23 protein-coding genes and 1 other RNA gene are annotated in these 25,946 nt (G+C 71.3%); 16 read left to right on the top strand and 8 right to left on the bottom strand.

The window, feature by feature from the left end:
* Nucleotides 1-31: 31 nt before the first annotated feature.
* The 5 genes from BJ984_RS14320 (at nucleotide 32) to BJ984_RS14340 (ending at nucleotide 6,008) form a co-directional block, all read left to right on the top strand.
* On the top strand, nucleotides 32-1,357 hold the full coding sequence (locus BJ984_RS14320; RefSeq protein WP_179548572.1) for a bifunctional o-acetylhomoserine/o-acetylserine sulfhydrylase: 1,326 nt from the start codon (nucleotides 32-34) through the stop codon (nucleotides 1,355-1,357).
* Nucleotides 1,358-1,435: 78 nt separating this feature from the next.
* Nucleotides 1,436-2,641 carry a homoserine O-acetyltransferase MetX gene (gene metX, locus BJ984_RS14325; protein ID WP_179548573.1) on the top strand — a complete coding sequence of 402 codons (1,206 nt, stop codon included), beginning with the start codon at nucleotides 1,436-1,438 and terminating at the stop codon, nucleotides 2,639-2,641.
* A gap of 163 nt (nucleotides 2,642-2,804) precedes the next feature.
* A complete protein-coding gene (locus tag BJ984_RS14330; protein WP_179548574.1) occupies nucleotides 2,805-3,968 on the top strand; it encodes a sensor histidine kinase in 1,164 nt (387 codons plus the stop codon).
* A complete protein-coding gene (locus BJ984_RS14335) occupies nucleotides 3,965-5,278 on the top strand; it encodes a hypothetical protein (protein ID WP_179548575.1) in 1,314 nt (437 codons plus the stop codon). The genes BJ984_RS14330 and BJ984_RS14335 overlap by 4 nt, the downstream gene beginning before the upstream one ends.
* Before the next feature lie 22 nt (nucleotides 5,279-5,300).
* Complete coding sequence (locus BJ984_RS14340; RefSeq protein ID WP_271206550.1) at nucleotides 5,301-6,008, top strand: response regulator; 708 nt, start codon at nucleotides 5,301-5,303, stop codon at nucleotides 6,006-6,008.
* 13 nt (nucleotides 6,009-6,021) lie between these two features.
* Here the strand turns inward: BJ984_RS14340 and BJ984_RS14345 are convergent, their stop codons facing one another.
* Both BJ984_RS14345 and BJ984_RS14350 read right to left on the bottom strand, forming a co-directional pair.
* Entirely contained in the window at nucleotides 6,022-6,345 is a 324-nt protein-coding gene (locus BJ984_RS14345) for a thiamine-binding protein (RefSeq protein ID WP_173181234.1), read from the bottom strand.
* Nucleotides 6,293-7,600: a glycosyltransferase 87 family protein gene (locus tag BJ984_RS14350; RefSeq protein ID WP_179548576.1), complete on the bottom strand. Its 1,308-nt coding sequence runs from the start codon at nucleotides 7,598-7,600 to the stop codon at nucleotides 6,293-6,295. The genes BJ984_RS14345 and BJ984_RS14350 overlap by 53 nt, the downstream gene beginning before the upstream one ends.
* Nucleotides 7,601-7,757: 157 nt before the next feature.
* Here BJ984_RS14350 and BJ984_RS14355 point away from each other — a divergent pair, with 157 nt between their 5' ends.
* The gene (locus tag BJ984_RS14355) at nucleotides 7,758-8,447 is read left to right on the top strand and encodes a YceI family protein (RefSeq protein ID WP_179548577.1); all 690 of its coding nucleotides are present in this window, start codon (nucleotides 7,758-7,760) and stop codon (nucleotides 8,445-8,447) included.
* 28 nt (nucleotides 8,448-8,475) lie between these two features.
* On the opposite strand, the gene BJ984_RS14360 is transcribed toward BJ984_RS14355, so the two are convergent.
* The gene (locus BJ984_RS14360; protein WP_179548578.1) at nucleotides 8,476-9,378 is read right to left on the bottom strand and encodes an ADP-dependent NAD(P)H-hydrate dehydratase; all 903 of its coding nucleotides are present in this window, start codon (nucleotides 9,376-9,378) and stop codon (nucleotides 8,476-8,478) included.
* Here BJ984_RS14360 and BJ984_RS14365 point away from each other — a divergent pair.
* A complete protein-coding gene (locus BJ984_RS14365) occupies nucleotides 9,377-10,477 on the top strand; it encodes an NADH:flavin oxidoreductase/NADH oxidase (protein ID WP_179548579.1) in 1,101 nt (366 codons plus the stop codon). The two genes, BJ984_RS14360 and BJ984_RS14365, sit on opposite strands and share 2 nt — an antisense overlap.
* Before the next feature lie 32 nt (nucleotides 10,478-10,509).
* Here the strand turns inward: BJ984_RS14365 and BJ984_RS14370 are convergent, their stop codons facing one another.
* Nucleotides 10,510-11,550, bottom strand: coding sequence for a hemolysin family protein (locus BJ984_RS14370; RefSeq protein ID WP_179548580.1), 1,041 nt, complete (start codon nucleotides 11,548-11,550; stop codon nucleotides 10,510-10,512).
* The gene (locus BJ984_RS14375; RefSeq protein WP_179548581.1) at nucleotides 11,543-12,931 is read right to left on the bottom strand and encodes a hemolysin family protein; all 1,389 of its coding nucleotides are present in this window, start codon (nucleotides 12,929-12,931) and stop codon (nucleotides 11,543-11,545) included. Before BJ984_RS14375 ends, BJ984_RS14370 begins: the two co-directional genes overlap by 8 nt.
* A gap of 139 nt (nucleotides 12,932-13,070) precedes the next feature.
* Here BJ984_RS14375 and BJ984_RS14380 point away from each other — a divergent pair, with 139 nt between their 5' ends.
* Nucleotides 13,071-16,904 (top strand): multifunctional oxoglutarate decarboxylase/oxoglutarate dehydrogenase thiamine pyrophosphate-binding subunit/dihydrolipoyllysine-residue succinyltransferase subunit, encoded by a 3,834-nt coding sequence (locus BJ984_RS14380; RefSeq protein WP_179548582.1) that lies wholly within the window; start codon nucleotides 13,071-13,073, stop codon nucleotides 16,902-16,904.
* A gap of 70 nt (nucleotides 16,905-16,974) precedes the next feature.
* Here the strand turns inward: BJ984_RS14380 and BJ984_RS14385 are convergent, their stop codons facing one another.
* Nucleotides 16,975-17,214, bottom strand: coding sequence for a zf-HC2 domain-containing protein (locus BJ984_RS14385; RefSeq protein WP_179548583.1), 240 nt, complete (start codon nucleotides 17,212-17,214; stop codon nucleotides 16,975-16,977).
* On the bottom strand, nucleotides 17,211-17,846 hold the full coding sequence (locus tag BJ984_RS14390; protein WP_370545272.1) for a sigma-70 family RNA polymerase sigma factor: 636 nt from the start codon (nucleotides 17,844-17,846) through the stop codon (nucleotides 17,211-17,213). The genes BJ984_RS14385 and BJ984_RS14390 overlap by 4 nt, the downstream gene beginning before the upstream one ends.
* A gap of 80 nt (nucleotides 17,847-17,926) precedes the next feature.
* Here BJ984_RS14390 and aroA point away from each other — a divergent pair, with 80 nt between their 5' ends.
* The 6 genes from aroA to BJ984_RS14420 all read left to right on the top strand — a co-directional run bounded on the left by aroA (nucleotide 17,927) and on the right by BJ984_RS14420 (nucleotide 23,657).
* Nucleotides 17,927-19,324, top strand: a complete 1,398-nt coding sequence (gene aroA / locus BJ984_RS14395) for a 3-phosphoshikimate 1-carboxyvinyltransferase (protein ID WP_179548584.1) — start codon at nucleotides 17,927-17,929, stop codon at nucleotides 19,322-19,324.
* Entirely contained in the window at nucleotides 19,321-20,364 is a 1,044-nt protein-coding gene (gene rsgA, locus BJ984_RS14400) for a ribosome small subunit-dependent GTPase A (RefSeq protein ID WP_179548585.1), read from the top strand. The genes aroA and rsgA overlap by 4 nt, the downstream gene beginning before the upstream one ends.
* An 80-nt stretch (nucleotides 20,365-20,444) precedes the next feature.
* The gene (locus tag BJ984_RS14405; RefSeq protein WP_271206549.1) at nucleotides 20,445-21,368 is read left to right on the top strand and encodes an inositol monophosphatase family protein; all 924 of its coding nucleotides are present in this window, start codon (nucleotides 20,445-20,447) and stop codon (nucleotides 21,366-21,368) included.
* Nucleotides 21,369-21,561: 193 nt separating this feature from the next.
* Nucleotides 21,562-22,065, top strand: a complete 504-nt coding sequence (locus tag BJ984_RS14410) for a septum formation family protein (RefSeq protein WP_179548586.1) — start codon at nucleotides 21,562-21,564, stop codon at nucleotides 22,063-22,065.
* A 31-nt stretch (nucleotides 22,066-22,096) separates the two neighbouring features.
* Nucleotides 22,097-22,954: a DUF72 domain-containing protein gene (locus tag BJ984_RS14415; RefSeq protein ID WP_179548587.1), complete on the top strand. Its 858-nt coding sequence runs from the start codon at nucleotides 22,097-22,099 to the stop codon at nucleotides 22,952-22,954.
* 43 nt (nucleotides 22,955-22,997) lie between these two features.
* Nucleotides 22,998-23,657, top strand: coding sequence for a histidine phosphatase family protein (locus BJ984_RS14420; protein WP_179548588.1), 660 nt, complete (start codon nucleotides 22,998-23,000; stop codon nucleotides 23,655-23,657).
* A gap of 84 nt (nucleotides 23,658-23,741) precedes the next feature.
* Here BJ984_RS14420 and ssrA read toward each other — a convergent pair.
* Nucleotides 23,742-24,140: a transfer-messenger RNA gene (ssrA, locus tag BJ984_RS14425) on the bottom strand.
* 124 nt (nucleotides 24,141-24,264) lie between these two features.
* Here ssrA and BJ984_RS14430 point away from each other — a divergent pair.
* Both BJ984_RS14430 and BJ984_RS14435 read left to right on the top strand, forming a co-directional pair.
* Entirely contained in the window at nucleotides 24,265-24,945 is a 681-nt protein-coding gene (locus tag BJ984_RS14430; protein ID WP_179548589.1) for an SIMPL domain-containing protein, read from the top strand.
* Entirely contained in the window at nucleotides 24,942-25,904 is a 963-nt protein-coding gene (locus BJ984_RS14435) for an SDR family NAD(P)-dependent oxidoreductase (protein WP_179548590.1), read from the top strand. Before BJ984_RS14430 ends, BJ984_RS14435 begins: the two co-directional genes overlap by 4 nt.
* Nucleotides 25,905-25,946 lie beyond the last annotated feature (42 nt).

Raw genomic sequence — 25,946 nt, forward strand, 5'->3', positions numbered from 1 at the left:
CGCCGGTCGCGGCGGCCCTACTCTCCAAGACATGAGCGATTCCGCAGCGAACTGGAAGTTCGAGACCAAGCAGATCCACACCGGCGCGCAGCCCGACCCGACGACGAACGCACGGGCGACGCCGATCTACCAGACCACCTCGTACGTCTTCAACGATGCCGACCACGCGAAGAACCTGTTCGCCCTGGCCGAGTTCGGCAACATCTACACGCGCATCCACAACCCCACGCAGGACGTGGTGGAGCAGCGGGTGGCGGCCCTCGAGGGAGGCACGGCAGCGCTGCTGGTGGCCTCGGGTCAAGCCGCCGAGACCTTCGCCGTGCTGAACATCGCGCAGGCGGGCGACCACATCGTCTCGTCGTCGTCGATCTACGGCGGCACCTACAACCTGTTCAAGTACACGCTTGCGAAGCTCGGTATCGAGACCACCTTCGTCGAGGACCAGGACGACGCCGAGGAGTGGCGCCGCGCCGTGCGCCCGAACACGAAGCTGTTCTTCGCCGAGACCATCGGCAACCCGAAGATCAACATCCTCGACATCGAGCTCGTCTCGGGCGTCGCCCACGAGAGCGGCGTGCCGCTGATCGTCGACAACACGATCGCCACCCCGTACCTCATCCGCCCGTTCGAGCACGGTGCCGACATCGTCGTACACTCGGCCACGAAGTTCCTCGGCGGTCACGGCACCGTCATCGGCGGCATCATCGTCGACGGCGGCCGCTTCGAGTGGTCGAAGAACACCGAGAAGTTCCCGGGGCTCACCGAGCCCGACCCCTCGTACCACGGCGTCAGCTACACCGGCGCCCTGGGTGACCCGATCGCGTACATCATCAAGGCGCGCGTGCAGCTCCTGCGCGACCTCGGCGCCTCGATCGCGCCGGCCAGCGCGTGGCAGCTGATCCAGGGCATCGAGACCCTGTCGCTGCGCATCGAGCGGCACGTGCAGAACGCCCAGGAGATCGCGGAGTGGCTCGACGCCCACCCCGACGTGGCCACCGTGTACTACGCCGGACTGCCGTCGAGCCCCTGGTACGCGGCGGCCAACAGGTACGCCCCGAAGGGCGTGGGCGCGGTGCTCAGCTTCGAGCTGAAGGGCGGCGTCGACGCCGGCGCCCGCTTCGTGGAGAGCCTGTCGCTGTTCAGCCACCTGGCGAACATCGGCGACGTGCGGTCGCTGGTCATCCACCCCGCCTCCACAACGCACTCGCAGCTGACGCCGGAGCAGCAGCTGACCGCGGGCGTGACCCCGGGCCTCGTGCGGCTGTCGGTCGGCCTGGAGAACATCGACGACCTGAAGACCGACCTCGAGTCGGGTCTCGAGGCCGCCCGCCAGGTGGTCGCGGCCAACGCCGTCTGATCGTCATCTCCCCGAGGGGGCCCGGCGCGCGTAACAATCGCGCAGCGGGCCCCCTTCTCGTGCAGAATCGACAACGACATGGACTGGCAGACGAACGAGGACACGGTTCCGAGCGGCTTCGTCACCGACGCCCAGATCCGTTCGGTGCTCGGCAAGCCGCCCGCCTCCGGAGCCTGGCGGGTCGGTGATCCCGTGGGCCGGCGCTCGTTCGCGGCGATCGGCGACGTGGTCTTCGAGACCGGCGAGACCGTGCCGAACGTGCAGATCGCGTACCAGAGCTACGGCACCCTGTCCCCCGCGCGGGACAACGCGGTGCTCGTGCTGCACGCCCTCACGGGCGACAGCAACCTGAACCATCCGGCCGAGCCCGGGCATCCGACCGACGGCTGGTGGCCGGGGCTCGTGGGGCCGGGCCTGCCGATCGACACCGACCGCTGGTTCGTGGTCGCCCCCAACATGCTGGGCGGCTGCCAGGGCACCACCGGGCCCTCGTCGATGGCGCCCGACGGGGCGGAGTGGGGCGCCCGCTTCCCGTTCACCACCATCGTCGACCAGGTGCGGGCGCAGCACGCGCTCTCCGAGGTGCTCGGCATCGACCGCTGGGCGGCCGTCGTGGGCGGCTCGATGGGCGGCATGCAGGTGCTCGAGTGGGCGGTGCGCTACCCCGAGGCGATGGAGCGGATCGCCGTGATCGCGGCGCCCGCCTTCAGCTCGGCCGACCAGATCGGGCTGAACTCGGTGCAGGTGCAGGCCATCCGCGCCGACCCGGCCTTCAACGGCGGCGACTACTACGACGCCGCCGACGGCGACGGGCCGCACCACGGGCTGGCGCTCGCCAGACGGATGGCGCTGCTGAACTACCGGAGCCCGAGCGAGCTGAACGACCGGTTCCGGCGCAGCTGGCAGAGCGGTCTCGACCCGCTGGGCGGCGGCGGCCGGTTCGCGGTCGAGTCCTACCTCGACTTCCACGGCAACAAGTTCACCCGGCGGTTCGACGCCAACAGCTACATCACGCTGGTCGAGGCGATGAACTCGCACGACCTCGCACGCGGCCGGGCGGGTGTGCAGGCGGCCCTCGAGTCGGTGCGGGCGACGGCGCTCGTGGTCGGCATCGACAGCGACCGGCTGTTCCCCGTCGCCGATCAGGAGCTGATCGCCCGGCACCTGCCGAACACGCTCGACGGCGACCGGCCCGTGGTGATCGAGTCGAAGTTCGGCCACGACGGGTTCCTGATCGAGTTCGACGTCGTCGGGCGGGAGATCGCCAGGCTGCTGGCGACATGAGAAAACCGGGGGCCGCCTCGACGACCCCCTGAGCATGAGAAAACCGGGGGCCGCCTCGACGACCCCCGGTGCATTTCCCCCCGGAACTGCTTCCATGTTAGCGACAAGTGTCGAGTTGGTCGACGCCCCCGTTGTGGGGAGGCCCGCCTGTACTATTCAGACTGTGCCCAGGACCGACCGTGAACGGCGAAAGCTCCTCACCCGGTCGGCGCGCGATCTCGGCATCCTGTTCACCGGCGCCTCGCTCGGATCGGTGGTGCTGGCGAACCTCGGCCGGCTCGAGCAGATCGCCGTGCCGGTGGTGCTGTTCGCCCTCACCGGCCTCGGGTTCTACCTCGTCGGCAGCGCCCGTTCCCTGCTCTGGCCCGGCATCGTCTACGCCCTCAGCCTCCTCACCCTCGCGAGCTTCGCCCTCTCCGACACCCTGATCCCCGACGTGGCCACGACGGGCGCCGTGACGTTCTTCGCGTCCACGGCGATCCCCACGCTCATCCTCACCGTCGCGACAACGCGGCGCCTGCTCTGGATCGTCGTGCCGGCCTACCTCCCCGTGCTGGCGATCACCACCGTCATCACCTGGCCGACCGGGCGGGCGCCGTTCGTGATCGTGTCGATCGTCGCCGGCTGGGTGGCCCTGTTCATCACCGCGACCTGGCTGTCGGCGAGCCTGCGTCGGGCCTTCGGCGGCATGGCCCGCCTCGGCCGGGCCCACGCCGTGGAGCGCCAGGCGAGCGAGTTCGAGGCGCAGCGCCGGCGCAGCGCCCGCCTGCTGCACGACACCGTGCTCGCGACCCTGACGCTGCTCGCGCACTCGGGCATCGGCGTGAAGCCCGAGGCCCTGCGCAAGCAGGCCGGCGAGGACGCCCGGCTGCTGCGCCAGCTCCGTCTCGGCGGCACGCCGATGCCCCGCTCCTCGGGCGGCTACACGCTCGAGCACGTCGAGACGGGTGACCTCGGCCACACGCTCGAGTCGGTCAAGCAGCGCTTCGGGCGGATGGGTCTGCAGGTCGCCTGGCACGGCAGCGGCCAGATCCTGCTGCCGTCGCACGTGCTCGACGCCTTCCTGCTCTCGCTCTCCGAGTGCCTCGAGAACGTGCGCCGGCACGCCCAGGTGGGCTCCGCCGACGTCACCATCTCCGAGGACGACACCTCGGTGCGGGCCATGGTGACGGATGCGGGGGTCGGCTTCGACCTCGACACCGTCGACATCGAGCGGCTGGGCCTCGCCGAATCGGTGATGGCTCGGGTACGCGACGTGGGCGGCAAGGTGCGGCTGTTCTCCTCCCCCGGCGCCGGCACGACGGTCGTGCTGGAGGTGCCGAAGTGACGGAGCAGGATCGGCAGCAGCCGGCACAGCCGACCCCCGTCACCTTCACGCCCGGCGCCGGCACGCGCAGCCGCATGCGCAGTGCCGACCCCGACGGAGCGCTCACCCAGCTCGTGCGGGCGAGGCGGCTCGGCCCCGACGCGGTCGACGCCGTGCGACAGGGCATCGCCCGCGACTCCCGCCTGGGCATCGGCTACCTCGGCATCGGGGCCGTGATCATCGGCGCTCTGCTCGTGCTGCGCGGCCTGTTCTCGCTCGGCTGGACCTACGACCGCAACGAGCTCGTCGGGTTCAGCATCGCGGGGTGGCTGATCGTGATCGGCTCGTTCGCGGCGTCCGTGATGATCGCGCGGCGCACCCGGGGCAGCCTGCCGTCGGCGGCCTGGATCGGGCTGCTCGCGGCCGGTGCGGTCGCCCTCACCCTCGACCACGTGGCCGTCTGGAACTCCCCGGGCACGAACTACGTCTCGGTGCCGATCGGGGTCGGCGCGACCCTCCTCGCCTGCTCCACCTTCCGCCCGGTGAACCAGGTGCTGTTCGCCGCCGTCGGCCTCACGGTCGTCGAGCTCAGCAACATCGTGGTGGTCGCCCTGATCGACCCCGACGGCGTCGCGTACACCGGCCAGCAGGTGTCCCTCGCCGTCGCCCCGCTCTTCGCCGGCGTGATCGTGGTGCGCTCCTTCGGCCGCCTGGTGCAGCGCGAACTCGACCGCACCGTGGCCGAGAGCACGATCACCGCCCCCCGCTACGGACTGGGGCTCCTCGCCTCGGCGGAGCTGGCCCGCCTCGACCTCGCCGCCGAGGAACTGCTGCAGGACGTCGCCAGCGGCCGCACCACCCTGCCGCTGGACCGCTCGGAGGCGGCCACCGCATCCGGTCTCGCCACCGACCTGCGCCGGCTGCTCGTCGCCGGGCGGCGCGAGACCTGGCTGCACCACGCCGTCGCCGACTCCGAGTACCTCGCCTCCGCCGTGCGGCTGATCGACCCCGACGGCCTCGCCGGCTACCTCGAGGCCGGCCAGCGCGACGGACTGCTCTCGACGGTCTGGCTGATCGTCGACGAATCCGGCCGCTACACCCCCACCATCGATGTCGAGATCGGACGGCCCGGCTCCCTCAGCGGGCCCGACGCTCTGGATAGGATGGTGCTCCCGATAGTCATGTCGGTCGGCGGCATCCCCCGGCGCCGCATCGACCCGGCTGTCTGGTCGGCACTTTCCCGAGTCGGCCAGTACTCCGTCGACGGCCGCACCGGCCGCCTCCGGGTCAGTGTCGACGCCCACGTTGTCGTGCCGGACGCCTCACGGTGAGCCGGACAGAAGGAGACCTGTGGTGACGATCACACGCGAACCGATCCGACTGGCCATCGTCGACGACCACCGGATGCTCCTCGGCGCCCTGACCGAGTGGATCCGCGGCGCCGCCGACGACATCTCCATGGTCGCGGCCGTGACCACCTGGCCCGACCTGCTCACCCACCCGGAGTTCCCGGTCGACGTCGTGCTGCTCGACCTCGACCTGAAGGACAACCTGCCGGTCTCGGTGAAGCTGCGGGCACTGAAGTCGGCCGGCGTGAAGACCGTGCTGATGAGCACCTACTCCGAGCCCGTCGTGGTGCGCGAGGCCATCGCGGCCGGCGCGCTCGGCTACCTGGTGAAGAGCGAGGAGGCCGACATGATCGTCGAGGCCATCCGCGCCGCCTCGGCCGGCGACAGCTTCATCTCCACCGAGCTCGACCTGGCCCTGGCGGCCGACGACCTCGACTCCTCGCCGCGCCTCTCGGCCCAGGAGCGCCGCGTGATGGCTCTGTACGGCGGCGGCGAACCCGTGAAGCAGGTCGCGAAGGCGCTCGACATCTCGGAGGAGACGGCGAAGTCGTACCTCAAGCGCATCCGCGAGAAGTACCGCCTCGTGGGCATCGACGTGGGCACCAAGGTGGCACTGCGGAAGCGCGCGATCCAGGACGGACTGCTGCCCCGCGACGAGTACCTCGGCAACCAGACGGCCGACGACTTCGAGGACGACGTGCTGCCGAGCTAGGCGTGCTGCCGAGCTAGCTGCGGCGCTCCAGCGCCGCTTCGAGGCGCTCGACCTTGCCGGTCAGCTCTCCCGAGTGCCCGGGCCGGATGTCGGCCTTCAGCACGAGCGAGACCCGCGAGCCGTAGGCACCGACGGCCTCGGTCGCGCGCTTGACGACGTCGAACACCTCGTCCCACTCGCCCTCGATCGTCGTGAACATCGAGTCGGTCGAGTTCGGCAGTCCGGATGCCCGCACCACCTCGACCGCGGCGGCGACGGCGTCGTGCACGCTCGCCCCGTCGCCCTCACCCGCGGGGAAGGCCCCGCCCGACGGTGCCACCGAAAACGCCACGAGCATGCTGATCCGCCTTTCCCGATCCGCGTCTACTCTGCCACAGCATCGCCACCGCGATCACGAGCATCGTGATGCTCAGCAGGTTGCGCAGGGTGAGCACCGCGAGCATCACCGGGTCGAGCCCGAGGATCGCGTCGTAGGCGACCGGGTAGATCACCTGGGTCAGCCCGGCCATCACGAACGCGAGCACGGCGGGCCAGAAGAACCGCCGTCCCTGGGTGACGACGCCCAGGATGATCGGGGCCGACAGCCACACCATGAACTGCGGCGAGCCCACCTTGTTGAACACGATCAGCGCCATCACGAGTGCCAGGGCGAGGGGTGGCAGCACGTGCGTCGCGGGAGCGCCCTTCCGCACCACGTAGACGGCGAACAGCAGCACCGCGGCGACCGCGACCACGAGCAGCGGGGTCATCAGCATCGCGGCGACGTCGCTGCCCGGGCCGGTGACCTGGAAGGTCAGGATCTCCATGTCGTAGTAGACCTCGGAGCTGCCGCCCGCGTAGGCCGACCAGAGCCAGAACACCGAGGCCGGGGCCTCGACCTGCATCCCTCGGCCGGTCTGCTCGGAGACGAAGCTGAAGGCGTTCAGGCCGGCGCCGAGTGCGAGGGCGACGGCCAGCACCGCGACGAGGGTGACGGCCGCGGCGACGGCCGCGCGCATCCGTCGACGCAGTGTGATGACGACGGCGGCGATCATGGCCGCGGGCCAGACCTTCACCCAGGTGGCGATCGCGAGCAGCACGCCCGCGAGCACCGGACGGTTGCGGGCGACGAGCAGCCCGGCGATCACGATGTCGACGGTGACGATGTCGATGCGCCCGACGGCGACGGGCCCGAGCAGCAGCAGGAAGAGCAGCCACCACCACGCGGCGGCGAGGCGCAGCCGCTCCCCCGTCTCGAGGGGTCGCGCGGCCGCACCGTGGCCGGCCCGGCGGCGGGTGGTGAGGTAGGCGAAGATCGCCGCGTTCGCGATGCCCACCACGATCATCCAGCCGATGCCGTAGAGGCCGGGGCCGAGCGCCATCGCCGCGAGCATCGGCACGAAGGCGAGGATCGGGTAGACCCACGGGCCGTCGATGCCGAGCCGGTAGCCGTCGAGCGATTGCTCCACCCAGCCCTTGTAGACGCTGGTGACGTCGCCGAAGGGCTGGTTCGGGTGCGTGAGACCGTCGTAGCCGAGCCAGACGTGGAGGGCGAGGAAGGCCGCCCAGAGCACGAGGGGGTTGGCCGCGAGGCGGTGGAGGCGTGTCAGCACGAGGGTCATCCTAGGGTGTGCCCCGTGGGTGGCCCGTGTGCGTGGGCCGTGCGGCCGGGCCGGGAACCGCGGCCCAGGGCGCGCACCGGTCGTTCTCAGCCCGCAACCACCTTTCCTTGGTTCACTGGAGTCACTCCCACCGAACCGGAAGTCCTTCGTGAACAGATCCGCCAAGACCGCCGTCGCCCTGATGGCCTCGGTCGCCGCCATCGGCGCCGTCGCCCTGGTCGCCGTGCCGATCCTCGCGCGCAGCATGACGCTCGATCAGAGCGCCACGGTGCAGGCCGTCATGCCGACCGTCTTCGGCACCCCCGACGACCAGCTCGACGGCGCCGACGAGTCGACGAGCTTCTCGATCGACCGCTCCTCCTCCATCGGCTACCGCATGGAGAGCGCCTCGGGAGACGACCTCGTCTCGGCCGAGACCGACGAGATCTCGGGCGTCATCGCCCGCACCGGCGACACCATCACCACGGCCGAGTTCATGGTCGACCTCGCCACGCTGGCGGGCGACGGCGGGCCGCGCAACGCGGTGCTGAGCGCCCTGCTCGCGGCCACCGGCGGCAACTCGACGGCCTCGTTCGTGCTCTCCGACCCGGTGGCCCTGCCCGAGGCGGGCGGCGACCCGGTCGAGACGACCATCACCGGCACGCTCACGGTGCGCGGCATCAGCCATGAGGTGCAGGCGCAGGCCGAGATCGGCTTCGACGGCGAGTCGGGAACGCTCACCGGCAGCATCCCGATCGCGCTCTCCGACTACGGCTTCTCGAGCACGGCCCTGGCCGTGGTGGGGGCCTCCGACACGGCGCACATCGACATCGACCTGGTGGCGGCGCCCGCGTCCTGACGGGCTGGACCGGTTCTCGCTGCCGAGGTCAGTCGGCGACGCCGCTGACCAGGCGGGCGATCACGCGGGGCACGGCCTCGGCGATGTCGAGGGCCGCGATGGGTCCGCGATCGGATGCGCGCTCCGCCGCCCAGGCGTGCACGAACGCTCCCGTGGCCGCCAGGGCGACCAGCAGCTCGGGGTCGGCGAGCACCTCGTCCGAGTGCGTCGCGACGAGGGATCCGACGATCCCCCCCAGCACGTCCCCGCTGCCCGCGGTGGCCGCCCAGCTCGACGGCGCCTGCACCCGCGCCCCGACCCGGGGGCTGGCGCCGGCCAGCGGCGCACAGACGTGTGTCGTGCGCCCCTTGAGCAGCACGACGTGCCCGGTGGCGTCGGCCGCGCGGGCGGCCCAGCGCTCCGGGTCGGCGCTGACGGTGGCGCGGTCGATCCGGGTGCCGATCCTCTTCAGCAGGGTGACCAGCTCGCCCGCGTGCGGGGTGAGCACGGCCGGCGCCCCGAGGCGGTCGACGAGGTCGAGGGCGCCGGCGTCGACGACGAGCGGCACTCCGTCGGCGATCGCGTGATCGAGGGCGGCGGTCGTCTCCTCGTCCCGCGTGTCGGAGCTCTGGCCCGAGCCGATCAGCCACGCCTGCACCCGGCCAGGGGCCGTCACGATCTCGGGCCGGCGCCGCAGCACGAGGTCGGCCGCGCGGGCCGCACCGAGGTAGCGCACCATGCCGACGCCGGTGCGCACCGCGGCGTCCACGCCGAGCACCGCGGCGCCCGGGAACTCGTCGCTGCCGGTGACCACGCCGAGCACCCCGCGGCTGTACTTGTCGTCGTCGGGTCCGGGCACCGCGATGCTCCCGGAGGCGGCGAGCTCGGTCCAGTCGCGCCACTGGACGGGTGCGTCGGCGCGGGCGTCGGGAATAGCGGCGGGGTCGGACATGGTTCCACGATACGTGCCCCAGACCGCTCTGTTCCGTCCGTTCACCCTGCGCTCCGTCACCACCCGCAACCGGGTCTGGGTGGCGCCGATGTGCCAGTACTCGGTGGAGGCGCGCGACGGCGTGCCCACCGACTGGCACCTGATGCATCTCGGCCAGTTCGCGGCCGGCGGCGCGGGCCTCGTGATGACCGAGGCCACGGCGGTCGTGCCCGAGGGACGGATCAGCCCCCAGGACCTCGGCCTCTGGAACGACGGCCAGCGTGACGCCCTCGCGCGTATCGCCGCCTTCATCCGCGCCCAGGGGGCGGTTCCGGCCATCCAGCTCGCCCACGCCGGCCGAAAGGCCTCGACGTTCCGCCCGTGGGACGCCCGGCGCGGCACCGTGCCCGCCGAGGACGGCGGCTGGCCGACCGTCGCGCCGTCCGCGATCGCGTTCGGCGACTACGCCGAGCCCCGCGCGCTCGACGCCGCCGAACTGCCCGCGCTCGTCGCCGCCTTCGGTGACGCGGCCCGCCGCGCCCGGGAGGCCGGCTTCGAGGTGTTCGAGGTGCACGCCGCCCACGGCTACCTGCTGCACCAGTTCCTCTCCCCTCTCTCGAACACGCGCACCGACGCCTACGGCGGCTCGTTGGAGAACCGGGCGCGCCTCGTGCTCGAGGTCGTCCGCGCCGTGCGGGCCGCGGTCGGCGACGAGCTGGTGGTGTTCGTTCGGTTGTCCGCGACGGACTGGGCCGAGGGCGGCTGGAACGAGGAGGAGACCACGATCGTCTCGGGGTGGGTGCGCGACGCCGGCGGAGACCTGGTCGACGTGTCCAGCGGCGGGAACGTGCGGCATCAGAGCATCCCGGTCGGCCCGCTCTACCAGGTGCCGCTCGCCGAGACCGTCAAGGACGGCTCAGGGGTGCCCGTCTCGGCCGTCGGTCTCATCACGACGCCGCAGCAGGCCGAGGACGTGGTCGCGTCGGGGCGCGCCGACGCCGTGATGCTGGCGCGCGAGCTGCTGCGTGACCCGCACTTCGCCCTGCGCGCCGCCGAGGAGCTCGGCGAGGACATCGACTACTGGGCGCCGCAGTACGTGCGGGCCCGCCCGGCCCGCTAGCCGACCGACCCACAGCCACGGCAGGAGATCGGCTAACGCACCCGCCGAGTGGCGTCGTGCACCTCGCCGACGAGCTCCTCGATGATGTCCTCGAGGAACAGCACGCCCGTGGTCACGCCCGACTCGGTGAACGAGCGGGCGAGATGGGCACCTGATTTGCGCATGCTCGCCAGGGCGTCCTCCAGCTCGGTCTTCTCGAACAGGGAGGGCAGCTGGCGCACGCGCTTCGCGGGGATCGGGTCGTCGAACTCGTCGTCGTCGAGGTCGATCACGTCCTTGAGATGCACGTAGCCGGCGGGCATCCCCTCGTCGTCGAGCAGCACGTAGCGCGAGAAGCCGTACTTTGCCACGGCCCGTTCGACGTCGGCGGGCGTCGCGTCGGGCGGCAGGCTGACGAGCGAGTCGAGGGGGACGGCCACGTCGGCGACCGTCTTGGCCGTGAACTCGAACGCCGCGGTGAGCGTGCCCGCCGTGTCGGAGAGCACGCCCTCCTTCTGAGACTGCGCGACGATCGTCGACACCTCGTCGAGGGTGAAGGCGCTGGCGGCCTCGCTCTTCGGCTCGACCCGGAACAGCCGGAGCACTCCGTTGGCGGTGGCGTTCAGGGCGACGATGGCGAACTTCAGCACCCGGGCGATCGCGACGAGCGGCGTCGCGAGGAGGAGCACCGCGCGGTCGGGCACCGAGAACGAGATGTTCTTCGGCACCATCTCCCCCAGCACGACGTGCAGGAACGACACGAGCACGAGCGTGATGACGAAGGCGACCGCGCCGCTGGCCTCCTCGGGCAGCCCCACCAGGTGCAGCGGGCCCTCGAGCAGGTGGTGGATGGCGGGCTCGGAGACGTTGAGGATGAGCAGCGAGCACACCGTGATGCCGAGCTGCGTGGTGGCGAGCATGAGCGTCGCGTGCTCCATGGCCCAGAGCGCCGTCTTCGCGCTCGCCTTGCCCTGCTCGGCCAGCGGCTCGATCTGCGAGCGGCGGGCGGAGATGACGGCGAACTCGGCCGCGACGAAGAAGGCGTTGCCGGCCAGCAGCACGACGAGCCAGACGATCCCGAGCCAGTCAGCCACGGGGCACCTCTGTCTTGGTGCTCGTGGCGCCACTCGTGCCCGCGGCGCCGTCGGACGTCTCCTGTTCAGGGGCCTCGGGGTCGACGGCGGGCGAGGGCACGAAGCGCAGCCGGTCGATGCGTCGGCCGTCGAGCCGTTCGACCCGCAGGGCGCCGTCGGGCAGGGCGACCGTGTCGCCCACCACGGGCATCCGGCCGAGCACGCTCATCACGAAGCCGGCGACGGTCTCGTAGGGCCCGTCCTCGGGAACGTCGATGCCGGCCTGGTCGGCCAGCTCGTCGGGCCGGAGCATGCCGGGGAAGGTGGTGCCGGCCCGGGTGCGCACGACGCCGGCACGGGAGCGGTCGTGCTCGTCGACGAGCTCGCCCACCAGCTCCTCCACGAGGTCCTCGAGCGTGACGACCCCGGCCGTGCCGCCGTACTCGTCGATCACGACGGCCATCTGGTAGCCCTGCCCGCGGAGCTCCCCGAGCAGCAGGTCGAGGGTCATCGTCTCGGGCACGCGCACCGTCTCGGTCATGATCGCCACGGCGGGCACGTCGCCGCGCCGGTCGCGGGGAATGGAGACCGCCTGCTTCACGTGCACCAGCCCGACGATGTCGTCGATGTCGTCGTCGACGACCGGGAAGCGCGAGTGGCCGGTGGTGCGGGCGAGCTCGAGCACGGCCCACGCCGACTCGTCGCGCTTGACGCTCACGATGCGCGGCCGCGGGGTCATCACGTCGGAGGCGTCGTGCGAGGAGAAGAGGAGCGTGCGGTTCAGCAGCGTCGCCGTGTCGACGTCGAGGCTGCCCTGCACCGCAGAGCGGCGCACGAGCGAGGAGAGCTCCTCGGCGGTGCGCGCGCCCGACAGCTCCTCCTTCGGCTCGATGCCGATCAGCCGCAGCAGAGCGTTCGCGCTGTTGTTCAGAAGTGCCACCGCCGGGCGGAACACCATCGTGAACGCGAGCTGGAACGGCACCACGATGCGCGCCGTCTTGAGCGGCAGCGCCAGCGCGAAGTTCTTCGGCACGAGCTCGCCGACGATCATCGAGAGCAGCGTGGCGAACAGGATGCCCACGGTGGCGCTGATGGCGGGCACGACGCCCTCGGGGATGCCGATCCCGGTGAGCGGGGCCTCGAGCAGGCTCGAGACGGCGGGCTCCATGGTGTAGCCCGTGAGCAGCGTGGTCAGGGTGATGCCGAGCTGGGCGCTGGAGAGGTGCGTCGAGGTGTGCCGGAGCGCGGTGATGGCCGGCTGGAGGCCCTTCTCACCGCGGGCGGAGCGCGCCTCGAGATCGGAGCGGTCGAGGTTGACGAGCGAGAACTCGCTGGCCACGAAGAACCCCGTGCCGACCGTGAGCAGCAGCCCGACACCGAGCAAGATCCATTCGAGAGCCATTGTCTCCCTGACTCTACAGCCGCCCGAACGGCACCGGGAAAGGTTTAGGGTTGAAGGTGCACGTGTCCGCGCGTGAACACGCAGCGAAGCAGACACCGGCACGTGCCATCACGAGGCAACGGGAAGTGGGCGATCGGCTTTGGCTAGCCAATTGACGGGTACGAATACAGACGAGGGCGCGTCGGGCGAGTTCGGCGCGAACGAATGGCTCGTCGACGAGCTGTACGAGCAGTACCTCGCCGACAAGGACTCGGTCGACAAGTCGTGGTGGCCGGTGCTCGAGAGCTACCGCTCGCACCAGCAGGCGAAGTCGGGCGCAGCCGCACCGGCGGCGGGCCAGGGCAGCACGCCCGCCGCTGCGCCCACCGAGCAGGGCACCGCGCCCGCCGCCGACCAGGGCGCAGCCCCGGCCGAGACCGCCGCGCCCGTGCCGCAGACCGAGTCGGCCCAGGTCGCCGAGGCCTCCGGTGCCCGCGCCGCGACCCAGCCGGTCGCGAAGACCACCAGCATCGAGGCGAAGCCGCAGCCCATCCCGGCCGAGGCGCCCTCGACCCGCAAGAGCACCGCCGAGGAGGCCGCAGACCAGGCCGCCGCCGACGCCGAGAAGGACGTCGTCAGCCCGCTCCGCGGCATGGCCAAGTCCCTCGCCACGAACATGGATGCCAGCCTCACGGTGCCCACCGCCACGAGCGTCCGCTCGATCCCGGCCAAGCTGCTGATCGACAACCGCATCGTGATCAACAACCACCTGCGCCGCGCCCGCGGCGGCAAGGTCTCCTTCACCCACCTCATCGGCTGGGCGCTCGTGCAGGCGCTGAAGGAGTTCCCGAGCCAGAACGTCTACTACGACGAGGTCGACGGCAAGCCCTCGGTCGTCGCCCCCGCCCACGTGGGCCTCGGCATCGCGATCGACATCCCCAAGCCCGACGGCACCCGCGCCCTCCTGGTGCCCGGTATCAAGCGCGCCGACACGATGTCGTTCAACGAGTTCCTCGCCGCCTACGAAGACCTCGTGCGCCGCGCCCGCGGCAACAAGCTCACCGCCACCGACTTCCAGGGCACCACGATCTCGCTCACGAACCCGGGCGGCATCGGCACGGTGCACTCGGTGCCGCGCCTCATGAAGGGCCAGGGTGCGATCATCGGCGCCGGCGCCCTCGAGTACCCGGCCGAGTTCCAGGGCGCCTCGCCCCGCGTGCTCTCCGACCTCGGCATCGGCAAGATCATCACGCTCACCAGCACCTACGACCACCGCGTCATCCAGGGTGCCGGCTCGGGCGAGTTCCTGAAGAAGGTGCACGAGCTCCTCCTCGGGGAGCGCGGCTTCTACGAGAACATCTTCGCCGAGCTGCGCATCCCCTACGAGCCCATCCACTGGGCCGCAGACATCTCCGTCGACGAGGCCAGCGCCATCGACAAGACGGCCCGCGTGCAGGAGCTGATCAACGCCTACCGGGTGCGCGGCCACCTGATGGCCGACATCGACCCGCTGGAGTACCGACAGCGCACGCACCCCGACCTCGACATCGCGACCCACGGTCTGACCTTCTGGGATCTCGACCGCGAGTTCGTCACCGGCGAGTTCGGGCTGACCCGCCAGGCCTACCTGCGCGACATCCTCGGTGTGCTGCGCGACTCCTACTGCCGCAAGATCGGCATCGAGTACATGCACATCCAGGACCCGGCGCAGCGTCGGTGGATCCAGGAGAAGATCGAGCGCCCCTACGCCAAGCCCGGCCACGACGAGCAGATGCGCATCCTGGAGAAGCTGAACGAGGCCGAGGCCTTCGAGACGTTCCTGCAGACCAAGTACGTCGGACAGAAGCGCTTCTCGCTCGAGGGCGGCGAGTCGACCATCGCGCTGCTCGACGCGATCATCCAGGGCGCCGCCGAGGAGGGCCTCGACGAGGTCGCCATCGGCATGGCGCACCGTGGCCGCCTGAACGTGCTGACGAACATCGCCGGCAAGACCTACGGCCAGATCTTCCGCGAGTTCGAGGGCACTCAAGACCCGCGCACCGTGCAGGGCTCGGGCGACGTGAAGTACCACCTCGGCACCGAGGGCACGTTCACCGCCTCCGACGGCAAGGAGATCCCGGTCTACCTCGCCGCGAACCCCTCGCACCTCGAGGCCGCCGACGGTGTGCTCGAGGGCATCGTGCGCGCCAAGCAAGACCGGAAGCCGATCGGCACCTTCTCCACCCTGCCGATCCTGATCCACGGCGACGCGGCCCTCGCGGGCCAGGGCGTCGTGGTCGAGACGCTGCAGATGTCGCAGCTGCGGGGCTACCGCACCGGCGGCACCATCCACGTCAACATCAACAACCAGGTCGGCTTCACCACCCCGCCCAGCGAGTCGCGCAGCTCGGTGTACTCCACCGACGTGGCGAAGACGATCCAGGCGCCGATCTTCCACGTGAACGGCGACGACCCCGAGTCGGTCGTGCGGGTGGCGCAGCTCGCGTTCGAGTACCGCCAGAAGTTCCACCGCGACGTCTTCATCGACCTGATCTGCTACCGCCGCCGAGGGCACAACGAGGGCGACGACCCCTCGATGACCCAGCCGCTGATGTACAACCTGATCGAGGCGAAGCGCTCCGTGCGCAAGCTGTACACCGAGGCCCTCGTCGGCCGCGGCGACATCACCGAAGAGGAGTACGAGGCCGCGCACCGCGACTTCCAGGACCGCCTCGAGCGCGCCTTCGCCGAGACGCACGCGGCGCAGACCGCGTCGATCCCGGTGATCACGGCCGACACCCAGGCGGTGTCCGACCTCGAGCGCCCCGAGGCGCAGCGCGACGACAGCACCACGGCACCCTTCGAGACGGCCGTGTCGCTCGACGCCCTGCACTCCATCGGCGACGCCTTCGACAACAAGCCCGCGGGCTTCACGGTGCACCCGAAGCTGCAGCAGCTGCTCACCAAGCGCGTCGACATGAGCCGGAACGGCGGCATCGACTGGGCCTTCGGCGAGCTGCTCGCGCTGGGCTCCCTGCTGAACGAGGGCACCCCGGTGCGCCTCGCCGGTCAGGATGCGCGTCGCGGAACGTTCGTGCAGCGCCACGCCGTGCTGCACGACCGCGAGAACGGCCAGGAGTGGCTGCCGCTCGCGAACCTCAGCGACAAGCAGGCCCGGTTCTGGATCTACGACTCGCTGCTGAGCGAGTACGCGGCCATGGGCTTCGAGTACGGCTACTCGGTCGAGCGCCCCGACGCGCTCGTGCTCTGGGAGGCCCAGTTCGGCGACTTCGCCAACGGCGCCCAGATCATCATCGACGAGTTCATCTCCTCGGCCGAGCAGAAGTGGGGCCAGCGCTCGTCGCTCGTGCTCCTGCTGCCGCACGGCTACGAGGGCCAGGGCCCCGACCACTCCTCCGCCCGCATCGAGCGCTACCTGCAGATGTGCGCCGAGGACAACATGACGGTCGCCCGCCCCTCGACCCCCGCGTCGTACTTCCACCTCCTGCGCCGCCAGGCCTACGCCCGGCCCCGCAAGCCCCTGATCGTCTTCACCCCGAAGGCGATGCTGCGCCTGCGCGGTGCGACGAGCTCGGTCGAGGACTTGACGACGGGTCGCTTCCAGCCGGTAATCGACGACGGCCGCATCACCGACAAGGGCGCCGTCACCAAGGTGCTGCTGCACTCGGGCAAGATCCACTACGACCTCGCCAGCGAGCTGCAGAAGAACCCGAACGAGGCCATCGCCCTGGTTCGGCTCGAGCAGTACTACCCGCTGCCGATCGAGGAGATCACGGCCACGCTCTCCGGCTACCCGAACGCCGAGCTGGTCTGGGTGCAGGACGAGCCCCAGAACCAGGGCGCCTGGCCGTTCATCCTGACCGAGCTGGCCCGTCACCTCGAGGGCCGCACCGTCTCGGTGGTGTCGCGCCCCGCCGCGGCCTCCCCCGCCGCCGGAAGCGCGAAGCGCCACGCCACCGAGCAGGCGGCGCTGATCGCCCGAGCGCTCAGCTAGGTCGAGCAACGAAGAAGGGCCCCGCCGGCAGCTGCCGAGCGGGGCCCTTTTCGGTGAGCGGATGCGACGGCTAGTACGTCTGAACCTCGCGGAGGCGGGCCAGCAGCTGGTCGCGCAGCTCCTCGGGAGCGGTCTCCTTGCAGGCCCGCTGCACCGTCTGCGTCAGCACCACGCCGATGTGCAGCTCCGACTGGCAGCCCTCGCAGGTCGCGAGATGGTCGCGGATGTCCTTCGCGTCGGTCGTGCAGATCTCGTTGCGCAGATACTCCTCGAGTTCGGCGCGGGCCTTGTCGCAGCCGCAGTCACTCATTTCTTGCTCCCTTTGGCAGTGGCGGTGGCGACCTCGAGGCCGCGCGACCGCGCGTAATCGGTCAGTAGTCCGCGAAGCAGCCGCCGGCCTCGGTGCAGGCGGCTCATCACGGTTCCTACGGGGGTCTTCATGATGTCGGCGATCTCCTGGTAGGAGAACCCCTCGACGTCGGCCAGGTACACGGCCAGGCGGAAGTCCTCGGGGATCGACTGCAGCGCCTCCTTGACGTCGCTGTCGGGCAGGTGGTCGATCGCCTCGGCCTCGGCGGAGCGACTCGACATGCTCGCGGTCACCGACTCCGCGGTGCCCAGCTGCCAGTCCTCCATCTCACTGGTGGAGCCCTGGTAGGGGTCGCGCTGCTTCTTGCGGTAGGTGTTGATGAAGGTGTTCGTCAGGATGCGGTAGAGCCACGCCTTGAGGTTCGTGCCCTGCTCGAACTGCCCGAACGCGGCGTAGGCCTTGACGAAGGTCTCCTGCACGAGGTCTTGGGCGTCGCTCGGGTTTCGCGTCATGCGCAGCGCAGCGCCGTAGAGCTGATCGAGGAACGGGATGGCCTGCTCTTCGAAAAGGGCGCGCGGATCAGGGGTGGTATCACTCATCACCGGCCAGTCTACGACCGGGCGGTCCAACACGGCGGTCGCGGTCAAATCGCTCCTCCAGAGGGCTCTGCTGCACCGGCAGCGGATGCTGCGGGCGACTATTCTGATAACCGATGCCTGTCCAGAGATATTCCGCTCCGCAGTTCAACCCCTACGGCGACGACTCCCCGCAGGCGGTCGACGAGCACTGGCCCGCGCCGCGCGCGAGCGGCCCCGTCTCGGCCGTCCTCTTCCTCCCCGGCTCGAAGTCGCTGACCAACCGCGAGCTCGTGCTCTCGGCCCTGGCCGACGGCCCGTCGCGGCTGCGCGCCCCCCTGCACTCCCGTGACAGCTCCCTGATGACGGATGCGCTGCGAGCCCTCGGCACCACCATCGTCGAGACACCGGGCGACGGCGCCTTCGGCCCCGACCTCCTCGTCACCCCCGCCGCGGAGCTCGTCGGCAGCACCACGATCGACTGCGGACTCGCCGGAACCGTCATGCGCTTCCTGCCGCCGGTCGCCGCCCTGGCCCTCGGCCCCGTGACCTTCGACGGCGACGAGGGCGCCCGCCGTCGCCCGATGTCCACCACGATCAGCTCGCTCCGGGCCCTCGGCGCCGACATCGCCGACGACGGCCGCGCGGCCCTCCCCTTCACCCTGCACGGCTCCGGCCGCATCGAGGGCGGCCCGCTCACCATCGACGCGTCCGCCTCGAGCCAGTTCGTCAGCGGGCTGCTGCTGGCGGCCGCCCGCTTCGAGAACGGTCTCGAGCTGCAGCACGAGGGCTCCCGGCTGCCGAGCCAGCCGCACATCGACATGACGGTCGCGGCGCTGGTGCGCCGCGGCGTCGACGCCGAGTCGGAGGAGGGCGGTCGCTGGCGCGTCGCGCCCGGCCCCATCGCCGGCATCGAGATCGACATCGAGCCCGACCTGTCGAACGCCGCACCGTTCCTCGCAGCCGCGCTCGTCACGGGCGGCAGCGTCACGATCACCGGCTGGCCCGAGTCGACCACGCAGGTCGGGGCCGACCTGGAGCAGCTGCTGCCGCTGTTCGGCGCCACCGTCGTGCGGGACGGAGACCGGCTGACGGTCACCGGGGGCCCGAGCATCCGGGGCGTGTCGATCGACCTGTCGACCGGGGGCGAGCTGGCGCCACCGCTGGTCGCCCTCGCCGCGCTGGCCGACGAACCCAGCCGCATCACGGGGATCGGCCACATCCGGCACCACGAGACCGACCGCCTCGCCGCGCTCGCCACCGAGATCAACAACCTCGGCGGCGACGTGAGAGAGCTGGAGGACGGCCTCGAGATCACGCCGAGGCCGCTGCACGGCGGCCTCTGGTCGAGCTACGAAGACCACCGCATGGCGACGGCCGGTGCCCTGATCGGCCTCGCCGTCGACGGAGTGCTCGTCGACGACATCGCGACCACCGCCAAGACGCTGCCGCAGTTCCCCGAGCTCTGGGCGTCGATGCTGGCCGGTTCCGCACCCGACGGCACGGCGGCCGGCCTGCCCGGGGCGGCCCGATGAGCTGGTGGGACTCCGCCGACGACGATGACGACGAGGGCGACTTCGACGAGTCGACCGTGCGCATCCGCCCGAACCCGAAGGGCAACCGCCCGCGCACGAAGCAGCGCCCCGACCACAAGGACGCGGTCACCGGCCGCGTCATGACCGTCGACCGCGGGCGCTTCGCCGTGCTGATCGGCGAGGACACCCCCGAGGAGCACGAGATCACCGCCTCGCGCGCCCGGGAGCTCGGCCGCACGCCGATCGTCACCGGAGACCGGGTCGACCTGGTCGGCGACGTCAGCGGCGAACCGGGCAGCCTGGCGCGCGTCGTGCGGGTGCAGGAGCGCTCGACGCTGCTCCGCCGCAGCGCCGACGACTCCGACGCGGTCGAGCGGGTGATCGTCGCGAACGCCGATCAGATGCTGATCGTCGTAGCCGCCGCGAACCCCGAACCTCGGGCACGACTGATCGACCGCTACCTGGTGGCGGCGTTCGATGCGGGCATCACCCCCATCCTCTGCATCACCAAGACCGACCTCGCCGACCCGGGCGAGCTGCTGTCGGAGTTCGCCTGTCTCGACATCCGGGTGATCACGCTGTCGCGCGACGAGGTGCCGCTGGAGGAGCTGACCGACCTGCTGGTCGGCCACACCACGGTGACCGTGGGCCACTCCGGCGTCGGCAAGTCGACGCTGGTGAACGAGCTGGTGCCGGGGGCCGACCGTGCGACCGGAGTCGTCAACACCGTCACCGGCCGCGGCCGGCACACCTCCTCCTCGACGCTGTGCCTGCGGCTCCGGGCCGCCGACGGACGCACGGGGTGGATCATCGACACGCCGGGCGTGCGCTCCTTCGGCCTCGGCCACGTCGACCCGGCGAACATCCTGCGGTCGTTCGCGCAGACCGCGCGGGTGCCCGAGGGCGAGCCGCCCGGGGGCATCCCGCTGACGGAGGCGCACGACTGGGAGATCGTCGACCGGGTCGCGGCCGGCGAGCTCGGCGAGAGCGGGCGGGCGCGGCTCGAGTCGCTGCAGAAGCTGCTGCAGACCACCGCCTGACCCGGGCTCGTGCATCTCCTGGGTCGCTGACGGAGCCGGCTCGCGAACCGCTCGAGCGTCGCTCCCGCTAGCCTGGTCGCGTGAGCTCCGCGACGTCCCGCCCCGAGTCCCTGACCGACCTCTCCGACGACCTGGCCCTCGCCCTGGCGCTGGCCGACGCCGCCGACACGCTGTCGCAGCAGCGCTTCCGCGCGCACGACCTGCACGTCACGACGAAGCCCGACCGCACGCCCGTGACGGATGCCGATCAGGCCGTCGAGCGGGCGATCCGCGACGGGCTCGCGAACGCGCGCCCGGGCGACGCCGTCCTCGGCGAGGAGTACGGGGAGACCGAGGGCGAGCCCGAGCCCGACGCGACCGCGGACGAGGGCGGCGCACCGGGAGCCCCCGACGCCGGAGCGGTGGGCCGGGCATCCCGAGCCCACCCCCACCGCCAATGGATCGTCGACCCGATCGACGGCACCGCGAACTTCCTGCGCGGGGTGCCCGTCTGGGCCACGCTGATCGCGCTCGCGATTGACGGCGTGCCCGTGGTGGGCGTGGTGTCGGCGCCCGCCCTCGGCCGCCGCTGGTGGGCCGCCACGGGGCTCGGCGCCTTCACGACCGACCGGTTGGATGCTCGGGGCGACGGGCCCCGGGCGATCCGCAGCTCGGGCATCTCCGCGCTCGAGGACGCGTCGCTCAGCTACAACAGCCTCAAGGGCTGGGACGAGGAGGGCCGGCTCGACGAGCTCGTCGCCCTCTCGCGGTCGGTCTGGCGCACCCGGGCCTACGGCGAGATGTGGTCGTACATGATGGTGGCCGAGGGTCAGCTCGAGCTGGCGGCGGAGTTCGACCTCAAGCCGTACGACATGGCGGCGCTCGCCCCGATCGTCGAGGAGGCGGGAGGGCGGTTCACCTCGGTGGACGGTGTGGACGGGCCGTGGAGCGGCAGCGCCCTCGCGAGCAACGGGCTGCTGCACGACGCCGCCCTGGCGCTGGTGGGGCGACCTCTCCCGGCGTGACCCTCGCGGAGCGGTCGTGACCCTCGCGGAGCGGGCGTGACCCTCGCGGAGCGGGCGTGACCCTCGCGGAGCGCGCCCCCGAAATGGGCACACTCGGGCCATAATGGTGAGGCGGGGGCCTGCACAGCCGTTTCCCAGGTGCTGTTGCCGGGGGCGGTGCCCTCGGCGTTCCATCCCTACCTCGGAGGCCTCCATGGCGATTTCCCCGTCCAGACTCTCGTTCGCTGCTGCCGCGCTGCTCGTCACCGGCCTGTCCCTCACGGGCTGCACCGCGCTGTTCCCGAGCTCGGCCCCGCCGGCCACCGACTCCTCCACGGGCGAGGAGATCGAGCAGACCGACACCGACGTCTTCGCCCTCAGCGTCGGCCAGTGCCTGAACGACACCGACGGCACCGAGGTCAGCGAGGTGCCCCTCGTCGACTGCGCCGACGAGCACGACTTCGAGGTCTACTCCGACTTCGAGCTCACGGGCGACGAGTTCCCCGGCACCGACGAGATCAACACGCAGGCCGACGCGCAGTGCCTGAGCGATTTCGAGAGCTTCGTGGGCATCTCCTACGACGACTCGACGCTCGGCTACACCTACTTCACCCCCACCGAGGGCTCGTGGACCGACGGCGACGACCGCCTGGTCTCGTGCCTCATCGGCGACCCGAACGGCAAGGTCTCGGGCACGCTGAAGGGCGCGGCCAAGTAGCCGCCGCCCCCAGCACGAGGATCAGCGGGGCATGACGGCGCGGGCTCTCGTCGGCATCTCCGGCTGGCGCTACCCCCGCTGGCGCGGGGACTACTACCCGACGGGGCTCGCGCAGCGCCGTGAGCTGTCCTACGTCGCCGAGCGGATGGACAGCGTCGAGCTGAACGGCTCGTTCTACTCCCTCCAGCGACCCGGGAGCTACCGCCGCTGGCGGTCGGAGGCGCCGCCCGGGTTCGTCTTCGCCGTGAAGGGCGGCCGCTTCATCACGCACATGAAGCGGCTCGCCGGCGTCGAGACGGCGCTGGCGAACTTCTTCGCCTCGGGGGTGCTCGCGCTCGGGCCGCAGCTCGGGCCGGTGCTCTGGCAGCTGCCCGAGCGCCAGGAGTTCGACGAGGCGCTGCTCGAGCACTTCTTCGAGCAGCTGCCGCGCAGCACGAGCCAGGCGCTCGCCCTGGCGAAGAGGCACGACGAGCGGCTCGAGGGCCGGGCGCACCTCGAGATCGAGGGCGACACCCCGATCCGGCACAGCCTCGAGGTGCGGCACGCGTCGTTCCTCGGCGACCGGCCGGCCGCGCTGCTGCGGGCGCACGGCATCGGGCTGGTGATCGCCGACACGGCCGGACGGTGGGTGGAGCCGCAGGCGATCACCTCGAGCCTCGTCTACGTGCGGCTGCACGGCTCGCGCGAGCTGTACACGAGCGGCTACACCGACGAGGAGCTCGACGACTGGGCCCGGCGCATCGGCCGCTGGCTCGACGGCACCGGCACCCCCGACGGCGACCCCCGTGACGTGGTGGTGTACTTCGACAACGACGCCGCCGGCCATGCGCCCTTCGACGCCGAGCGCCTGCGGGAGCGGGTGCGGGGGCTGCCGGCCGGTCGGCCGTAGGAGGTGCGGGCGCTGCCGGCCGGTCGGCCGTAGGCTGGTGGGGATGCGACTCCTCCTGATCAGACACGGCCAGACCATCGACAACGTCAAGGGCGAGATCGGCACGGTCGTGCCCGGCCCCGGGCTCACCGAGCTCGGCCGGCAGCAGGCCGCCGCCGTGCCCGCCGCCCTCGTGTCCGAGTCGATCGACGCGATCGCGGTCTCGACCATGCGCCGCACCCAGGAGACCGCCGCCCCGCTCGCCGCGGCCCTCGGCCTCGACCCCGTGGTGCTCGAGGGCCTCCAGGAGATCTCCGCCGGCGACCTCGAGGGCCGGGGCGACCGCGAGTCCGTCACCACGTACATGCGCACGCTGCTGTCGTGGTGGACCGACATCGACGCGCGGATCCCCGGCGGCGAGAACGGCGCCGAGTTCGTCGAACGCTACTCAGCGGCGATCGCCGAGCTGTGGGCCGCGCATCCGGAGGGCACCGTCGCGGTGGTCAGCCACGGCGCGGCCATCCGCACCTGGGCGGCCTGGTTCTCGCAGAACATCGACGAGTCGACGACCCTCGCGCTCGAGCTGCACAACACCGCGGTGGTGGTGCTGGAGGGCTCCCCCGAGGGCGGCTGGGTGTGCGTCGAATGGGCGGGCGAACCGCTCGGCGGCGCGGCGCTCGACGACCCCACGGCCCCCGACCCCACGGGCGAAGCGAGTTTCTAGCTGAATCCACCCTCTGGCTGAATCCACGCACTGGCTGAATCCACGCACTGGCGGATGAGGGGCAACAGCGTACGACAACGGCGCTGGTGGAGATGGGGGGAATTGAACCCCCGTCCACTACTGTGATTCCGCGCCTTCTACGGGCGTAGCCTGTGCAGGCGTTCTGCTCGGCCCCGACCTTTGCCACAGGCATCCAGGTCGACGGGCCCAGTCACAGTGCAAGTCCCACGTGACCCTGAGACACAGTCACGCAGCAATCTCTCTAGATAATGCCGGAACCCGGGTAGAGAGCATTCCCGGACCGACAGTTGCTATTTAGCTAGGAAGGAAGACCTAGGCCGCGAGGGCGAAGGTGGCCTTCTTGGCCGCAACAGTGCTGTTTGAATTGGCACTTATGTTTTGCGGAGGGCGTTAACGAGATAACCCCGCATCCTCGGCCCGCTTCTCGCAGTTTCGCAGGCAGTGTCGAAACCGATCATCCCCGCGATGGGCCGTTGTCGTACGCTGTTGAGTTTCCAAATGCACCGGATGCTCATCCGCTGCAGCCCTCTAGTATACGTCAGCGGCGGCTCGGTGCGCCACCAGGGTCATGGGCTAGCGTGAAGGCATGCCAGAGACCATCATCACCGTCGCCGGCACCGGCCGGCTGCGCCGCACCCCCGAACGCGCGAAGGTGCGCATCGGCATCGGCTTCGAGGGGTCCAAGCGCGACAGCGTGCTCGCCGCCACCCGCGCCGCCCACGAATCCGTGACGGGCTCACTCGTCACCCTGCTGCACCCCGACGGCGGCCCCGTCATCGACTGGGCCTCCGAGGACATCCGCGTCTGGGGCCAGCGCCCCTACAGCCCCGACGGCTCGCGCCTGCCGGTCGAGTTCCACAGCGCCGTGTTCGTCGACGCCGAGTTCGGCGACTTCGAGGCGCTCTCCGAGTGGATCGACGTGGTCTCGGCCGGCGACGGCATCGCGGTCGACGGCATCGAGTGGCGCCTCGCCCCCGACACCGAGGCCGTGCTGCAGCGCGAGGTGCGCCAGGCGGCGATCCAGGATGCCCTGACCAAGGCCCGCGAGTACGCCGACGCCCTGGGGCTCGGCACGGTCACGGCGCTCTCGCTGAGCGACCCGGGGCTGCTCGACGACTCCGGATCGGGCTCGCCGGGCGGTCAGCCACGGATGCTCGCCATGGCCAAGTCCTCGGGCGGCGGCGGCATCGAGCTGCGGCCGAACGCGATCGTGATCGAAGCCTCGGTGCACGCGCGCTTCAGCGCCGCTCCCCCGGCCGCCCGATGAGCGAGTCCACGGCCGGCTCTCGCGCCGGCGGGGCGCGCGACGAGCTGCGTGGCCGCCACGTCGTCGTCACCGGAGGCACGGGCGGGCTCGGCTACTGGGCGAGCGAGCAGCTGGCCGCCCGCGGCGCCTCCGTCGTGATCGCGGCCCGCTCCCCCGAGAAGGGCGCAGCCGCGCTGGCCTCACTCGCCCAGCACGTGCCCGGTGCCGACGCCCGCTTCGTGCGACTCGACCTCGCCGACCTCGCCTCGGTCGAGGCCGCCGCGATCGAACTGGCCGGACTGCCGCCGATCGACGCCCTGATCGCCAACGCCGGCGTGCTCTCGAGCGACGGCCGTCAGGTCACCGCCGACGGCTTCGAGTCGATGATCGGCACGAACCTCCTCGGCCACGCCGCCCTGATCGGGCGCCTGCTGCCCCGGATGCTCGAGCCGGGCCGTGCACCCGGGCGCGCTGGTCCCCGCATCGTGAGCCTCGGCTCGATCAGCCACGAGTTCTTCCGGATCGACCTCGACGATCTGCAGAGCGAACGCGGACGGTTCCGCGAGTTCCGCACCTACGGACGGTCGAAGCTCGCCGTAATGACGTTCGCGTTCGAGCTCGACCGGCGGCTGCGGGCGGCGGGGGCCGACGTGGCGAGCCTGGTCGCGCATCCGGGCTTCGCTGTCGACGAGCTCACGCCCCCGCGCGACATCCTGCCGACCCCGAAGACGGCCGGCGCCCTCGTGCGCGCCGGCTACCGCCTCGGCGCCCAGGGCAAGGACGCGGGGGCTCTGCCGCTCGTGGTCGCCGCCGTCGATCCGCGCTCCGCGGGCGGGCAGTACTGGGGCCCAAGCGGCTGGCGCCAGCTGAAGGGCCGCCCCGCTATCGTGGCCGCGAAGCCCTACGCGCGGGATCGCGCCGTCGCCGAACGGTTGTGGGCCGCCATCGAGGAGCTCACGGGCATCCGCTACCCGGTCTGAATCAGGCAGGCCGCAGAGGCGACCGAGTGAGCAGGAACGGCG

It is taken from the genome of Herbiconiux flava (genome assembly GCF_013409865.1).
In the GTDB taxonomy this organism is placed as follows: domain Bacteria; phylum Actinomycetota; class Actinomycetes; order Actinomycetales; family Microbacteriaceae; genus Herbiconiux; species Herbiconiux flava.

Bases quoted from the DNA above. Each gene is read 5' to 3' on its own strand.
- BJ984_RS14320 (WP_179548572.1), top strand. From the start codon at position 32: ATGAGCGATTCCGCAGCGAACTGGAAGTTCGAGACCAAGCAGATCCAC.
- metX (WP_179548573.1), top strand. From the start codon at position 1,436: ATGGACTGGCAGACGAACGAGGACACGGTTCCGAGCGGCTTCGTCACC.
- BJ984_RS14345 (WP_173181234.1), bottom strand. From the start codon at position 6,345: ATGCTCGTGGCGTTTTCGGTGGCACCGTCGGGCGGGGCCTTCCCCGCG.
- BJ984_RS14365 (WP_179548579.1), top strand. From the start codon at position 9,377: ATGGTTCCACGATACGTGCCCCAGACCGCTCTGTTCCGTCCGTTCACC.
- BJ984_RS14360 (WP_179548578.1), bottom strand. From the start codon at position 9,378: ATGTCCGACCCCGCCGCTATTCCCGACGCCCGCGCCGACGCACCCGTC.
- BJ984_RS14375 (WP_179548581.1), bottom strand. From the start codon at position 12,931: ATGGCTCTCGAATGGATCTTGCTCGGTGTCGGGCTGCTGCTCACGGTC.
- BJ984_RS14385 (WP_179548583.1), bottom strand. From the start codon at position 17,214: ATGAGTGACTGCGGCTGCGACAAGGCCCGCGCCGAACTCGAGGAGTAT.
- aroA (WP_179548584.1), top strand. From the start codon at position 17,927: ATGCCTGTCCAGAGATATTCCGCTCCGCAGTTCAACCCCTACGGCGAC.
- rsgA (WP_179548585.1), top strand. From the start codon at position 19,321: ATGAGCTGGTGGGACTCCGCCGACGACGATGACGACGAGGGCGACTTC.
- BJ984_RS14410 (WP_179548586.1), top strand. From the start codon at position 21,562: ATGGCGATTTCCCCGTCCAGACTCTCGTTCGCTGCTGCCGCGCTGCTC.
- BJ984_RS14415 (WP_179548587.1), top strand. From the start codon at position 22,097: ATGACGGCGCGGGCTCTCGTCGGCATCTCCGGCTGGCGCTACCCCCGC.
- BJ984_RS14420 (WP_179548588.1), top strand. From the start codon at position 22,998: ATGCGACTCCTCCTGATCAGACACGGCCAGACCATCGACAACGTCAAG.
- BJ984_RS14430 (WP_179548589.1), top strand. From the start codon at position 24,265: ATGCCAGAGACCATCATCACCGTCGCCGGCACCGGCCGGCTGCGCCGC.
- BJ984_RS14435 (WP_179548590.1), top strand. From the start codon at position 24,942: ATGAGCGAGTCCACGGCCGGCTCTCGCGCCGGCGGGGCGCGCGACGAG.